This window comes from Helicobacter typhlonius (assembly GCF_001460635.1).
GTDB lineage: Bacteria > Campylobacterota > Campylobacteria > Campylobacterales > Helicobacteraceae > Helicobacter_C > Helicobacter_C typhlonius.
The window spans coordinates 986,441-1,000,565 of record NZ_LN907858.1; the positions used below are offsets into that span (position 1 = coordinate 986,441).

The 14,125-nt window shown below is 39.5% G+C and carries 12 protein-coding genes and 1 pseudogene; 5 read left to right on the top strand and 8 right to left on the bottom strand.

Features of this window, described 5'->3' with window-relative positions; genetic code table 11:
• The first annotated feature begins 225 nt into the window (after positions 1-225).
• A complete protein-coding gene (locus tag BN2458_RS04900; protein WP_034342113.1) occupies positions 226-2,334 on the top strand; it encodes a methyl-accepting chemotaxis protein in 2,109 nt (702 codons plus the stop codon).
• 1,019 nt (positions 2,335-3,353) lie between these two features.
• Here the strand turns inward: BN2458_RS04900 and BN2458_RS04905 are convergent.
• The 7 genes and pseudogenes from BN2458_RS04905 to BN2458_RS04935 form a co-directional block, all read right to left on the bottom strand.
• Entirely contained in the window at positions 3,354-3,941 is a 588-nt protein-coding gene (locus BN2458_RS04905; protein ID WP_034325745.1) for a phosphoribosyltransferase, read from the bottom strand.
• A 125-nt stretch (positions 3,942-4,066) separates the two neighbouring features.
• Positions 4,067-4,654 (bottom strand): dTMP kinase, encoded by a 588-nt coding sequence (gene tmk, locus BN2458_RS04910; protein WP_034325743.1) that lies wholly within the window; start codon positions 4,652-4,654, stop codon positions 4,067-4,069.
• Positions 4,654-5,151: a pantetheine-phosphate adenylyltransferase gene (coaD, locus tag BN2458_RS04915; protein WP_034325741.1), complete on the bottom strand. Its 498-nt coding sequence runs from the start codon at positions 5,149-5,151 to the stop codon at positions 4,654-4,656. Before coaD ends, tmk begins: the two co-directional genes overlap by 1 nt.
• The gene (locus BN2458_RS04920; RefSeq protein WP_034325740.1) at positions 5,152-5,739 is read right to left on the bottom strand and encodes a UbiX family flavin prenyltransferase; all 588 of its coding nucleotides are present in this window, start codon (positions 5,737-5,739) and stop codon (positions 5,152-5,154) included.
• A gap of 23 nt (positions 5,740-5,762) precedes the next feature.
• Positions 5,763-6,692 carry a flagellar basal body P-ring formation chaperone FlgA gene (gene flgA / locus BN2458_RS04925; RefSeq protein ID WP_034343739.1) on the bottom strand — a complete coding sequence of 310 codons (930 nt, stop codon included), beginning with the start codon at positions 6,690-6,692 and terminating at the stop codon, positions 5,763-5,765.
• A gap of 48 nt (positions 6,693-6,740) precedes the next feature.
• Positions 6,741-8,845 (bottom strand): annotated as a pseudogene (locus BN2458_RS04930) (ATP-dependent helicase).
• Positions 8,846-9,343, bottom strand: coding sequence for a DUF2147 domain-containing protein (locus tag BN2458_RS04935; RefSeq protein WP_034325735.1), 498 nt, complete (start codon positions 9,341-9,343; stop codon positions 8,846-8,848).
• 121 nt (positions 9,344-9,464) lie between these two features.
• Between BN2458_RS04935 and BN2458_RS04940 the strand changes: the two genes are divergently transcribed.
• Genes BN2458_RS04940 through BN2458_RS04950 form a run of 3 tightly spaced genes read left to right on the top strand, consistent with a single transcriptional unit; the run spans position 9,465 to position 11,384 of the window.
• Positions 9,465-10,142 (top strand): hypothetical protein, encoded by a 678-nt coding sequence (locus BN2458_RS04940; RefSeq protein ID WP_034343735.1) that lies wholly within the window; start codon positions 9,465-9,467, stop codon positions 10,140-10,142.
• 10 nt (positions 10,143-10,152) lie between these two features.
• Entirely contained in the window at positions 10,153-10,767 is a 615-nt protein-coding gene (pyrE, locus tag BN2458_RS04945) for an orotate phosphoribosyltransferase (RefSeq protein ID WP_034325729.1), read from the top strand.
• A gap of 5 nt (positions 10,768-10,772) precedes the next feature.
• Positions 10,773-11,384: an RDD family protein gene (locus BN2458_RS04950; RefSeq protein WP_034343732.1), complete on the top strand. Its 612-nt coding sequence runs from the start codon at positions 10,773-10,775 to the stop codon at positions 11,382-11,384.
• Positions 11,385-11,431: 47 nt separating this feature from the next.
• Here the strand turns inward: BN2458_RS04950 and BN2458_RS04955 are convergent, their stop codons facing one another.
• Positions 11,432-12,094, bottom strand: a complete 663-nt coding sequence (locus tag BN2458_RS04955; protein WP_034325726.1) for a Crp/Fnr family transcriptional regulator — start codon at positions 12,092-12,094, stop codon at positions 11,432-11,434.
• Between the two features lie 126 nt (positions 12,095-12,220).
• Here BN2458_RS04955 and mnmG point away from each other — a divergent pair, with 126 nt between their 5' ends.
• Positions 12,221-14,119 (top strand): tRNA uridine-5-carboxymethylaminomethyl(34) synthesis enzyme MnmG, encoded by a 1,899-nt coding sequence (mnmG, locus tag BN2458_RS04960; protein ID WP_034343730.1) that lies wholly within the window; start codon positions 12,221-12,223, stop codon positions 14,117-14,119.
• The last annotated feature ends 6 nt before the right edge of the window (positions 14,120-14,125 follow it).

Consider the following 14,125-nt stretch of genomic DNA (forward strand, 5'->3'; position numbering starts at 1 on the left):
ATTTTATAGAAAAAAGTATGTTATATTTTTCACACGAACAGCACTTAAAAAATAAAAAATACAAATGGTGTAAAAAAATTGTCAAATTTTATTCCGCTTTATAGACTTAACGCTAGATTTATGCTACAATCGCTATTTTTTTAGTCTCTCTAAATTTCCACTTGTATATTGCTAAAGTGCGAAGTATTTAAGAACTTAAACCACAAATAATTTTAGGAGGTTGCCATGGGCTTTTTTGGTCGCTTGAACATTGGGACGAAGATTATCTCCGTCGTTTCGTTTATCGTTATACTCTGTGTCATACTGATTGTTCTTGTTGTTTCATTTTTTGCTTCGCAAACATTGGAACGCGAAAGTGATAATCTCTTAAGCAACACGGCTGCACGATACAAAAATCTTATCGTAGGGGCTACTGGTGAAATATTTTCATCTACTATAAGTGCAAATGCAGTAATAGAGTCGATGATAGGGAAAGGCTTTACGTTTGATGAGGGACAACTAATCAACATACTTGAAAATGTTGTAGATACAAACAGATATTCTGTGGGTGGCTTTATTATAATAAAAAAAGACTATACACAGAAAAATATCAAAGGTGATCATTACCTCTTGCCAACGGGCGAATTTGCAATCTTATCAATAGATGAAGATGCAGCATTAGGTGGTGTTTCTACAGGCATTATGCCCAAGGATTTGTTAGAGGAAATGCCTAGTATCTTAAACTCACTCAATAAAAGCAGCGTAGATATGACACCTTCGCGTCAAGTCAATATTAAGGGTAAGACACAATATCTCAAGGCTGCAATCGTTCCAATTATACAAAATGGTAAGCATGTGGGTGTTATAGGGAATTTCCTCAATTTGGAAATGATTGATGATATTTTGGTTTCCCCTGGTTTAAGAGTATTTGAAGGTGATAAAAGAATAGTAATTGACACCAATGGGTCAATCATATTTAATAGTGCAACGGAGGAGAGAGCTCAATGGCGTTCGCAAGATTTAAGAAATGTCAATACTCACCCTAGCGCAAAAGAGATAGTTGAAGCAGCAAAAAAACATCAAAGTGGAATTTATACATATACAAATATAATTGGTCAAAACTCAAAAGTAGCACTTAATAGTTTTGAAATATGGCCCGGTACCGACTTATGGTGGACCGTTGTTTCACTTGCACCATTTAGTGCAATCAACAAACCTATCGTTACACTACAAATAGCGCTTGTAATCGTGGGCATAGTTGCTGTTGCTCTTGTATCGCTTGTTATGTTTATATATATCAAGTCTACAATCGCAAGCAGAATTCGCCATATTTCGCATACGCTTTTTGAATTTTTTGATTACCTCAATCATAAAATCAAAGTAGCACCAGAACCACTTGTCATTATGGGTCGTGATGAGCTTGGAGCAATGGGAGAGGCTATCAACGAAAATATTGCTTCTACCAAAAATGGTTTGCAACAAGATTCTAAAGCAGTGGAACAATCAGTCGCCACAGCCAAGACTATTGAATCTGGCGATTTAAGAGCAAGAATTACAGAAACACCTCATAATCCACAGCTTAATGAACTTAAAGAAGTGCTTAATCATATGCTTGATGATTTACAAACAAAAATAGGAAGTGATACCAATGAAATAGCAAGAGTATTCGATAGCTATACTAAACTAGACTTCACCACAGAAGTAAAAGATGCAAGTGGTAGAGTAGAAGTTGTTACAAATACTCTAGGCGAAGAGATTAGAAAAATGCTCTCTACAAGTGCTGCCTTTGCTCAAACATTAGGTAATGAAGCACAAGGCTTACAAGAAGCAGTGAATAAACTCACAAATCTTACAAACTCTCAAGCAAGTAGCTTAGAACAAACAGCTCAAGCAGTAGAAGAAATTACTTCATCTATGCAAAATGTAAGCAGTAAGACAAGTGAAGTCATTCAACAAAGTGAAGATATTAAAAATGTCATTGGCATTATTAGAGACATTGCAGACCAAACAAACTTACTTGCTCTTAATGCAGCAATAGAAGCTGCACGTGCAGGAGAGCACGGAAGAGGATTTGCTGTTGTTGCTGATGAAGTAAGAAAACTAGCAGAGCGCACTCAAAAATCTCTAGGTGAGATTGAAGCCAATACAAATCTCTTGGTTCAATCTATTAATGATATGGGTGAATCTATTAGAGAGCAAACAACTGGTGTTACTCAAATTAATGATGCTATATCACATTTAGAATCTGTAACACAAGAGAATGTTGAGATTGCTAATGCAAGCTCAGAGATTAGTGAAAGAGTAGATAAAGTAGCTAAAGATATTCTAGATGATGTGAATAAGAAGAAGTTCTAAGCTCTAAGTAGGGCTTAAAAGTTTGCTTGGCTCTAGTAGCTAAGAGTCATCAAAAACTAGGGCTTTATCTAAAGACTTTAGCTCTATGGGCTATGAGCTAATAGATGAAGTTTTAGACTAAAAGTCTCTAGTGGCTCTTATGTCCTCTATGATAGAAAAATTTAAAGCAACCAATTTGCTTTAAATCCCAAAGACTACTCTTGCCCTAGTAAGTATGCTATTGGATAAAAGAAATGCTTAACTCATTAAAATAGGGATTGTGCCTAAGATAGAAAGAGCACTAGCCATAGCTCTTGCGAGATTCTATAAAGATTTAATATTCTTTAGGGTAGAAAGAAAAGAGCAATCTAACCAAAAGAGGCTTTATTATAAAACACACAAAAGATTATCTCAATTCCCCAAACATCATTAGCCATAAACCAAAGTAATAAGATAAGATTGTTAAGCTTCCCAAAACTCATAAAGGCTAAAATAACGATGTATCCCATAAAAACTATAACTAAAATAATTCCTAAAGGGTTTTTATGATGCTTCAAGACTCTTGGGCTTCTTTGAGAAATGCCACTCCATATATTAAGATGAATAAATAATGCTACTTACTCAAAATGGAATTTGTGTGCTATGAGCTTGGCTCTTTGAAAATGCTCCTTATTTAAAGATTCTTATAAGATTTATCAAATCTCACTTCTTTTAGAAACTTTGCCAAAGTATATTAGATAAGAAAGACATTAAAGCAAATAAGTAGCATTTACTTATTTGCTTTAATGTCTTTGTGATACTTACTTATCTTTGCTTTACTTTTATATATAAACAAAATACTTTATAAAAGCTTTATCCTTATATTTAGAATAATCTACTCCATAGAAATGGCTTTTAATAAGGATTTAGAATCTAGCTTAGGCAATCCTTGAAAACGAGTAAAAACAATAAAGATTTAGATTTTACATAATGAGTTTAAAAACTTGCAACTTTAGAGAAGTTTATTATTCAAGAAATATTAGAAAGCAGAATCCTTGAAACTACCTCGCATCACAAAGCGTTAGGCAAAAAACGATTTTATAATTGGGTTTTAGCACATTTATCGCTTCATTAAGACTCGTGCCTGTAGTAATAATATCATCAAATAAAATAATATGAGAATCTTTAAGTGGCTTTTGTAGCACAAATCTCTTAGGGTTTTTCTGCCTAAATGCTAAACTTTCACCCGCATATTTCACATTATTTTGTGCTTTAAACACACCATAATGCGCCTTAAAACACCCCCTGCTCTCCTTGACAAACACCCTCATCATCACACCATTATGGGAATATGCCCCATAGGGATAATCATCTAAGCCCAGTATCTGCACACCTTGCATAGATTCTAAAACCTCCATATTGTGGGTGAAAAAATAGAGAGCCGCCTTTTTAGCGAGTAATGGAAGTATGCGCGAACCAATCAAAGAATATTTGCTTTGCATCAATAGCATCACATCTTCATAACGATAAAAGCTATATGCCTTTATAGAATCCGCCAAGATTCTATAACGAGGCGTGAGCGGGATAGCTGCGATACAAGCCTTACATACCGCTTGTAGTGAAAACCTCTCGCACACTAGGCATTTCATCAGCTCACCTTTCTTTACAATCTAAAAGCCATAAATTTATATTTGCAAATTTTTGTTTTTAAGCGATAAGATTCATAAAATGAGAATCCATAAAGTAACATTTCCTCTCACTTTGTTTTCTATACTCACATATTATCATCAATCACCCTTATAATCTCCTCATAAATCTCCTCTCTGCTCTTAGCCGCATTTATCACAATATGCTTAAGCCCCACGCGCTTTGTGGATTCTAAAAGGCGATTTTGTATTTCAAGCATAAACTCAATGCCTCTCCCCTCAATACTATCGTGTGTCTTTTGGGCTAACCGCGCTTTTAGCTGCGCCTCCTCAAGCCATAAAAGCACCACAAGATGCGGGAAATGCCCCCTTAGCGCAACTTCATTAAAGATGATACTTTGCGCCATATCTATATTTCTCGCATACGCAATGCTTGAAATCACGCTTCTGTCAGAAATTACAAGCTTATCCTTATGCGGAAGCAACACCTCTGTGTAATGCTGTGCCCTGTCAGCTAAAAATAAAAAAAACTCCGCATAGCTATCAAGCGTAAAACTCTCCCTTTGGGGTGCAAAAAGCACCAAATCACGCACAGATTTGCCCAACACACTCCCGCCGGGCTCTTTGGTAAAAATCGCACGAGGATAATACTTTCTCAGTAGCTCAATCTGTGTGCTTTTGCCACAGGTATCCACGCCCTCAATTGCGACATACATTATTTTTGCTCCTTGTGCTTATTGTAAAATGTAAGGATTAAATCCGCCACACTGCTTGGCACAAGGTGTTCGAATGCACCATTATGCAACATAATCGTGCGCACGACAGAGGAGCTAATAAACGCATTTTGCAATGTCGGCATAAAATAAATCGTCTCTAGCACACTATTAAGCGAAGCATTGGCATAGCCCATTTGTAGCTCATACTCAAAATCACTCACCGCACGCAATCCGCGTATAATCATTCTCGCACCCTTTTCTTTCGCAAAATCTGCAAGGAGGTTAGAAAATCCCTCAACGCGCACATTTGGGAGATTACACACACTTGTTTTTAGAATCTCTATGCGCTCATCAAGCGAAAAGAGCGGATTCTTAGCCGATGAGTGCGCCACTGCCACAATCACATTATCAAAAATCTCAACCGAACGTTTAATAATATCCAAATGCCCATTAGTTACAGGGTCAAAAGTGCCCGGATAAATGGCGAGTTTTCTCATCTATTCCTCCTCTGTGTGATATTTCCAACGCGCATAAAGTGTGTTTGGAATCTTTAGACTATCAAGCCACTTACCAACAAAAAATCGCTCCATAGATTCTAAATCCTGCACCTTAGCATAATATCCCACAATCGGCGGAGCAATAATCACGCCAAGTGCGGATAATTCGCCCATTTGCCTTAACGCAATGGGGCTTAGAGGCATTTCACGCGGAGCTAGAAGTAAGGTGCGCCGCTCTTTAAGCATCACACTTGCAGAGCGTGAAATCAGCTCATCGCAGATACCATTTGCGATTTTTGCGAGGAGATTCATACTTGTAGGCACTATCGCCATAGCCGATACGCCAAAGCTCCCGGAGGCAATACCACTCTCCATATCATTTTCACTAAGGATTCTAAAATCTTTGCGCTTAATATCATTAAGAGAGGTTAATATATCAATGCCTAACTCATTTTTAGCGACATTTTTTGCCCCCTCACTCACCACGACATAGAGTTCAATAGAATCTGGGATATTTTCAATCAGTCTCAAGCCTAAATGCACCCCACTTGCTCCACCTATGGCAACTACGAGCTTTTCTTGTTTCATACTTGCTTCCTATTTACAATATCTCATATAATCTCGCCCCTACCCTCATCAATCACTCTTACACGCAATATTTTTCCGCTCGTGGGATTTTGCGCATTTATGACTTCATCATACGCACCATTCTGCCGAGCCTCTAGCACTACCTCCATACTTATGCCATTTTCCTGTGCTAGAGCGCGGATTTTCTCGCCTTTTTTAACAATCACTTTTGGCTTAATCTTATCGCGTGTAATTGATGTATTTGCGCGGATAAAGCTTTTTGCACTACTCTTATTCAAGTCATTTATACCAATATAGTCTGCACCCACGCGCGTAAAGGCAATATTATCTATACGCGTATTATGTCTATCAAGCACTTCATTTACAGAAATATTTTTTGTGCTTTGTAGCACCTGTAAATTCCCATCAATGCGATACAAAAAGGTAAGTTTTTTTATCTGTGTGCTAGGTGGGGTGCGATATTTAAGATTCAAAGTGCCACTATGTTTTTTAAGCATTACTTCTGGCAATTCATAGCCCACTACTTCATAATCCTTTGGCATATTTAAGAGAGGGCGCACGAGCAGATTCTCTATCTTTAGCCTCTCACCATAATACTCAATATACATCTTTTTTATAAAATCAAGTGCTTCATTCTCACGCATATCGCTTACAAAAGTAAATTCCACCCATTCGCTTTCAAAGCTCACAATCTCATAGCCATAGCGCATAAAAATGAGCTTAATATCTACACTTTTAAGTTTGAGGCTGAATTTATCCGCAGGGAGCGTGGCGATTTTAAATCTCTTGTCTATACGCGGAAACATATCAGTGGAGTAAATATCGCTATTATGCACCTTATAGTTCTTAGCCAAATGCAGTTTAGAATCCGGTATATACACATCGTCCGCATAAAGAGCCGCACAAAAAATACCAAACGCGCTAAATATCGCAGTAAAAAGAAATTTTTTCATAAACCCCACCTTTTTTGGTATTTGCAAAATACACATTTTAGAATCTTGCTACACAACTTGCACAAATGACGCCATAATCTCGCGCACCAATCCCGCAAAATTGATTTTTAACTTGCATTGTGCGCCCTTACCGCTCACAGATTCTATCACACCTATGCCAAAAAGCTTGTGTCGCACCTGCATTCCCCTGCTAAACTCCTGTGTAGAATCCGCACTGCCCTCTATCGCGCGTAAAGAACCTACTGCGATACTATCCCTTGCGCTACTTGTTACCACACCACTTTCTTGTAAAAAGCGTGAGGGCTTCAGCCACTCCCTCTTACCTTTATAGAATCTGCTTTTTGCAAAAGAGAGGATGAGAAAATCTTTCGCACGAGTAATTGCCACATAGCCTAGTCGCCGCTCCTCTTGTAGCTCATCATAGCCACCACTCAAAGGAAAAAACCCTCCTCTAAGCCAATCACATATAAATACTTAAACTCTAAACCTTTTGCCATATGCACACTCATACAGCTCACCGCCTCGCCTATGACTTCATCGGTAGGACTTGCCAAAGCTAAATCATTGAGAAAATCCACAAGGGTGTTGGTTGGATTATGTATAACATAGTCGCCAAACATACCATAAAATTCCTCAATATTGCCCTGTCTATCGACTTCATCAAGCTTACTAAATGTAAAAATAATCCGCTCTTGCATAGATTCTATAAGATCACTCAAATCATTCAAATTCTGCCAACATTTGATATGCGAGACAAGCTCCATTACACTTTCATATGCTTTTTTACCGAGTGCTTGTGTGGATTGGTCTGGATAAGTTTCAAGCGTAGCAAAGCAGGAGAGATTTTTACTTAAGGCTAGTTTCTCTAAACTCTCTTGTCCTACCTTGCCAACGCCTCTTTTTGGGCGATTGATAATGCGTAAAAATGAATAATCATCGTGTGGATTCACAATGAGGCGTAAATAGCTCAATATATCCTTAATCTCCGCACGCTCATAAAATCTCATCGCACCGATGAGTTTGTATGGAATCCTCGCACGATTAAAGCCCTCTTCAATGCTCCTTGAAAGCGCATTTACGCGAAATAAAATCGCAATATCGCTAGGATTCACACCCTCTGCGAGTAATTTTGCAATATCCTTAGCTAGAAATGTCGCCTCCGCGCTTTCATTATCGTTTTCTATAAGCCTTATATCTGCACCCGTGCCCTTTGTGCTTTTGAGATGTTTTCCTAAGCGATTTTGATTATGCGCAATAAGCGCGTTTGCGGCATTTAGAATTTGCTCACTACTGCGATAATTCTCCTCAAGCCTTACTACCTTGACTTCATCAAATGCCTTTTGAAAATTAAGGATATTGCGCACATCAGCCCCACGCCACCCATAAATGCTTTGGTCGTCATCGCCTACTACACAAAGATTATTATGCGCCACACAAAGCAGTTTTAGAATCTTATCTTGAATTTCATTTGTATCTTGGTATTCATCAACCATAATGTATTGGTATTGTTCGCTCATTTTTTGTGCTATGTTTGAATCTTGCGAGAGAATCTTATAAGTGAGATAGAGCAAATCGTCAAAATCAAGCAGATTCTTACTCTCTAAATACCGCTCGTATTCCGCGTAGATTCTATTCATCTGCTTTGTCTCATCAGTATGCGCGTAGCTAAAGGCTTCCAAAGGTGAGAGAGCAGCATTTTTCATATTTGAAATATAATAATCGCATTGCGCAGGTTGAAGCTTTTTATCACACAAAGTCTTTAAAATTGCGCGTTTATCATCGCTATCAAGCACGACAAAATTCGCCTCTCGCCCCAAAGTGTGGATAAAAAAACGCAAGAAAATCAACCCAAATTTGTGAAAAGTGCAAAGAAGCGGTGGTACATTAAAGTTATGCTCCAAAAGTGCTAACGCCCTCTCCCTCATCTCTGCTGCGGCTTTATTTGTAAAAGTAAGCGTGAGGGTGTTTTCTGCGGGAATCCCCACTTCATCAATGAGAAAGGCAAGGCGCGTGGTAATTGTCTTTGTCTTACCGCTCCCAGCCCCTGCAAGAATAAGCATTGCACCATCAGCGTATTTAGCCGCCTCCCTTTGGGCGAGATTGAGCGAATCTAGGGCTTTTTGAAGTTTTATAGAAGTAGATGTAGCTGACATTTAAGGCTTAATATCCTTGAGACTAGCCTCTACTACGGAAAAATCCGGCTTTTGCGAGAGATAGGGTTTTACTTCCTCATCACTTAGCCTCTTCCATATTTTTGTCTCGCCCATATAGCCAGTTTTATCGAGACTTCCGCGTAGCTCTAAAACATTGCCCTTAAGCGTAACCTTTGCGTAATAAATTTTCCCCGCATCAAAATTATACACCTTGCCGTCTTTAAAAACATCGCTTTTGCCATCACGCACGAGATTATAGACAAACACACTTCCCTTATCAACACGTTCTCTTAGGGCAGGGTCTGGATTATTGGCATCTTTTTTAGGTGCACTCCCATCAACATTGGCAAAGCCATAAGCGTAATATTTTTCACCCTTTTTGAAAAATTCCACGATAGATTGCTGCCCCTTTTCGCCTTTATGGGTCATATAATATCCCTCTAACTCTGCTCCAAAACCTACACATAAGTATATAAACACTAAACCTAAAATACGCATTATTGTCTCCTTAAAATCTAAAATGTGGCACGAGATTAGCTTTTATAATTACCAAAATTGTGCCTTATTTCTTGCAAGTATAGCAAAATATACTAAAATAATATGAAACTAAAGGGGTGGTATGAGTAAGAAAATATTGCTAGGGTTACTTGCACTATCGAGTATCGTGTATGGGGCTCAAAGTGTGCCGGTGCAAGACTTTGAGCACGATAAAACACCAGAAGAAGTGCTTGGAGATGTCTCACAAACGCGTCAGCAACTGCTCTATGATATTTATGGTATAAAGATAAAAAAAATCAAAGATGTGCGTGAGGGCTTATACGCGGCTGTGAGCTTAGGTGCTGTCTATACTCCCTCACTCGGCACAAGCAGTATGCTAGGTGTTGAAGCTGGATATGATTTTATTTTTAAATCTAGACACTCACTGCGTATTTTTGGATTCTTCGACCGCACAAATTATGGTGCATTTGAGGACTTAGAATTTAACCCGACAAAGCCAAATCGTATGCAAATCTACCGCGGTGGTATATCCGCAGAATATAGAATCTACGCTTCGCGCTATGTAGGGTTTCGTGTGCGTGTCGCCTCATTTGGCTCAAGCTATCTTTCACGCACAGATAATGCCACTATGCCAATATTCACACAAGAGCGCAAAATATGGTTCTACCCCACTTTTGCCTTTGGTCCAATCCTTGTGTATGGCAGACATCACGAGCTATTTATAGGCTATGATTTACTTGATTATGAGAAAGAGCGCGGCGCGACTGCAAACTATCTCAAATATACATACAAATTTTAAAGGAGATTCTATGCTTGATGTGAAACAATGCTACATAAACGCAAACGCGCTACTTAAGGGGCATTTCTTGTTAAGTAGTGGCAATCACTCTGACCATTACCTACAATCTGCGCGCGTGCTTGAAAATCCAATAGTCGCAGAGCGCTTAGCCACCGCCTTAGCTACACAGGTTAAAGATTCTAAAATCAAGGTAGATTGTGTTTGCTCCCCAGCGATTGGTGGGCTTCTAGCCGGGTATGAACTCGCAAGAGCCTTAGGCGTGAGATTTATTTTTACCGAGCGCGTAGAAGGGCAAATGCAACTCCGCAGAGGCTTTGAAGTCTCTCAAGGCGAGAAGATTCTTATCTGTGAGGATATTATTACTACCGGTGGTTCAGCTTTAGAATCTGCGCAGTGCGTAGAGTTTGAAGGTGCGGAAGTGGTAGCTTATGCAGGATTAGCTAATCGTGGATTCTGTAAGCGCGTAGGTTCAAGCTTAGAGCGCAAGAAAGAGGCTCGATTGCCCGAGCATATACCGCTTTTTGCGCTTGAAGATTTTGTGTTTAATATGTATGAGCCACACTCCTGCCCCCTATGCGCAAGTGGCGAACAAAAGGCAACTAAGCCCGGTAGTCGTGGGAACTAACACCTATGGCAGCTCCTACGCGTTGGCGCAAACTCAAGTCAGCCAATAAGCCAAATAAACAAGCACAAAATTCTAAAACGCATAAATCCCAATGGGTAAGATTCAATAATTTTTCACTCAAAAATCAACTTCTCCTAATGTTTGCAAGTGAGCGTATAAAGGCATTTATTACCGATATGTTTATGATAAATATGCCAATTTTATATCTCACAACCTATGTGTTTTTGGACGGCAAGGACGCTTTCACGCATAATCAAAATGTTATTTTTGTCTGCGGGATAAGCTATGGTGTAATCCTCTCACTTTTTTTTGCATTCAGCGCACAAACGCCGGGCTATCGCTATATGCGCCTCAAGCTCGTGCGCTATAACTCACAAGATTCACAGAGTTTAGATTCACAAAATAAAACTCAATCTATAAATACATTAGAATCCGCACAAAATGCAAATACAGAATCTAAAGGAGAAAAAGTGGGCTTTGTGCGTTCCTTTGTGCGCTATGGGCTATGGGTATTTGGCACGAGCTTTCTTTTTGGAATCTTACTAGGACTTTTTCGCAAAGATGGGCGATGTCTGCACGATGTGCTTTGCAATACGCAAGTAATAAGCGTAAAATGAGGTAAATATTTTTCACCCAAACGCCAACAAAACGCGCAAACTCATTTTTACTCGCCATAAAGCTTCGCAAAAAGCGCACTATCTTTGATATAAATCTCATTATGTTCATTTTTTGCAACTACATCTTGCTGAAACATTTTTTGTAAGATTCTACTTAAAGATTCGGTTTGGATATTCAGCTCACGCGCAATCATTTGCCGTTGATTTTGGTTAAAATAACTAAGCCTATGGCGTAAAAAATACGCTACACGTGAGGTGCTATCGTTCATTTCCTTGAAATTAACAAAATTTTTAAACACAATGAGTTTATCCATAAATTCACTCATTAGCGCGTTACTTATCTCAATATCACTCAACACAAGCTGATGGAGCTTGGTAAGCTCAAGCATTACAATTTCACTTGATTCTAGAGCACGCACATTCGCCGCTGCCACATATGGCACAAACGCACCAAAGGCATTTATCATTCTCGTCCCTGCAGATTCGCTATCCACATAGCATAAAAACATTTCATTGTCATTTTTATTCATTTTATATAACTCGACCTTGCCACGCGCCAAAAAACACGCGTGCTCTATACGCTCACCCTCATAATGCAAAACACCATTTCTTTTAAGATAATGCAATTTGCTAATCGCCTCTAAAGATTCTATACTTTTCTCGCTTAAATGCGCAAAAACGCCAATCAAAGACAAAGCCTTTCTTTTCACGACAAATGCCTCCCAATCGTCTATATTGACACTTATAGTAGCAAAAGTAACCAAATAATAATAAAATGCGCTTTTTCTTTAGAAATTCCACACTTTATCGATAAAAATGAGTAGGAGCACAGATATATGGAATATGATGTATTGGTGATTGGCGGCGGACACGCGGGATTAGAGGCAAGTATCGCTAGTGCAAAAATGGGCGCAAAAACCCACCTTATCACACTTTTGGTGCAGAATCTCGCCGTTGCAAGTTGCAATCCCGCTGTGGGTGGGCTAGGCAAGGGGCATTTAGTCAAAGAAATAGATGCGCTCGGTGGCGTTATGGGAGAAATTACCGATGAATGCGGAATTCAGTTTAGAATCTTAAACTCCTCCAAAGGTCCTGCTGTGCGTGGCACGAGAGCGCAAATTGATATGGATAGATATAGCATTATCGCAAAGCGCATAGCTCTTAGCACCCCTAATCTTACCATTTCGCAAGAGAGCGCAGAATCTCTCATCTATGAGCGAGATTCACAAGGGCGGTGCGTGGCTAAAGGCATTATCACAAATATCAAAAAAACCTACTATGCGAAAAAAATCATTCTTACCACCGGCACATTTTTGCGCGGGCTTGTGCATATTGGCGAGACGAAGCTCCATAATGGGCGATTTGGCGAGTTAAGCCCACAGAATTTGAGCACCTCACTGCAAGAAATTGGGCTAAAGCTTGGGCGATTAAAAACCGGCACTTGCGCAAGAATTGATGGGCGAAGCATTGATTTTAGCCATTTAGAAGAGCATAATGGTGATAGCAATCCCCCGCATTTTAGCTACAAAACAAGCCACTTTGCTCCCACACAACTGCCCTGCTATGTAACCTACACAAACGAAACCACGCACAAAATCATTAGGGAAAATTTCTATCGTGCGCCACTTTTTACAGGGCAGATTGAGGGTGTAGGTCCTCGCTATTGCCCTAGCATTGAGGATAAAGTCAATCGCTTTGCCGATAAAAGTCGCCACCAGCTTTTTCTCGAGCCACAGACTAAAGAAGCAGTGGAGTATTATATCAATGGGCTTTCTACTTCACTTCCTATTGATGTGCAAGAGGAGATGATTCATAGCATTCAAGGGCTAGAAAATGCACATATTACGCGCTATGGCTATGCAATAGAGTATGATTATATTGAGCCTACCGAGCTTTATCATACCTTAGAGACAAAAAAATGCGCGAATCTTTTTTTAGCTGGGCAAATAAATGGCACAACAGGCTACGAAGAAGCTGCCGCACAAGGTATTGTGGCAGGAATTAATGCCGCGCTTTCGCTTAAAAACCAATCCTTTTGTCTCTCGCGCAATGAAGCTTATATCGGCGTGATGATAGATGATTTAGTTACTAAAGGCACAAAAGAGCCTTATCGCGTCTTTACCTCTCGTGCGGAGTATCGCCTCCTGCTTCGTGAGGATAACGCGTATTTGCGACTAGGCAATTACGCATATCAGTTTGGACTTATTGATGAGGCGCGTTACCAAAACATACAAGCAGATAGAGGGCATATCTCGCGCACTTTGGATTACCTAAGCACCCATTCCCTCACACCCAGTGCAGATAATCTCGCTCTGCTCTCCTCACTCAATCTCGCGCCAATTAGCGACAAAACGCTTCTCATTCATATCATTGGGCGTGAGGGTTTAGATTCACAAACATTACGCACTTTACTTACAAACTGCGGTGTAGAAAATGTGGATTCAATGAGTGAATCTGCCCTTATGCAGATTTTTATAGAATCTAAATATTTTGATTATATACAGAAACAAAAGGCGCAAATAGGACAAATGCAGCAAATGCTTCAAGTGGAGATTCCACGCGATTTTGTGTTTGATAAGATTCCCGGGCTTAGCCTTGAAGTGATTGAAAAGCTAAAAAAATTCACGCCAAAAAGCCTTTTTGAAGCAAGTGAGATTAGCGGGATTACACCAGCGAGTATTGATGTGCTACATCTATATATCCACCTGCATCATAAAAAAATGGCAAAAATTTGATACAAT

Excerpts from the sequence above, each read along its gene's own strand:
- BN2458_RS04900 (WP_034342113.1), top strand. The coding sequence starts at position 226 with ATGGGCTTTTTTGGTCGCTTGAACATTGGGACGAAGATTATCTCCGTC.
- BN2458_RS04905 (WP_034325745.1), bottom strand. The coding sequence starts at position 3,941 with ATGAAATGCCTAGTGTGCGAGAGGTTTTCACTACAAGCGGTATGTAAG.
- tmk (WP_034325743.1), bottom strand. The coding sequence starts at position 4,654 with ATGTATGTCGCAATTGAGGGCGTGGATACCTGTGGCAAAAGCACACAG.
- coaD (WP_034325741.1), bottom strand. The coding sequence starts at position 5,151 with ATGAGAAAACTCGCCATTTATCCGGGCACTTTTGACCCTGTAACTAAT.
- BN2458_RS04920 (WP_034325740.1), bottom strand. The coding sequence starts at position 5,739 with ATGAAACAAGAAAAGCTCGTAGTTGCCATAGGTGGAGCAAGTGGGGTG.
- flgA (WP_034343739.1), bottom strand. The coding sequence starts at position 6,692 with ATGAAAAAATTTCTTTTTACTGCGATATTTAGCGCGTTTGGTATTTTT.
- BN2458_RS04935 (WP_034325735.1), bottom strand. The coding sequence starts at position 9,343 with ATGCGTATTTTAGGTTTAGTGTTTATATACTTATGTGTAGGTTTTGGA.
- BN2458_RS04940 (WP_034343735.1), top strand. The coding sequence starts at position 9,465 with ATGAGTAAGAAAATATTGCTAGGGTTACTTGCACTATCGAGTATCGTG.
- pyrE (WP_034325729.1), top strand. The coding sequence starts at position 10,153 with ATGCTTGATGTGAAACAATGCTACATAAACGCAAACGCGCTACTTAAG.
- BN2458_RS04950 (WP_034343732.1), top strand. The coding sequence starts at position 10,773 with ATGGCAGCTCCTACGCGTTGGCGCAAACTCAAGTCAGCCAATAAGCCA.
- mnmG (WP_034343730.1), top strand. The coding sequence starts at position 12,221 with ATGGAATATGATGTATTGGTGATTGGCGGCGGACACGCGGGATTAGAG.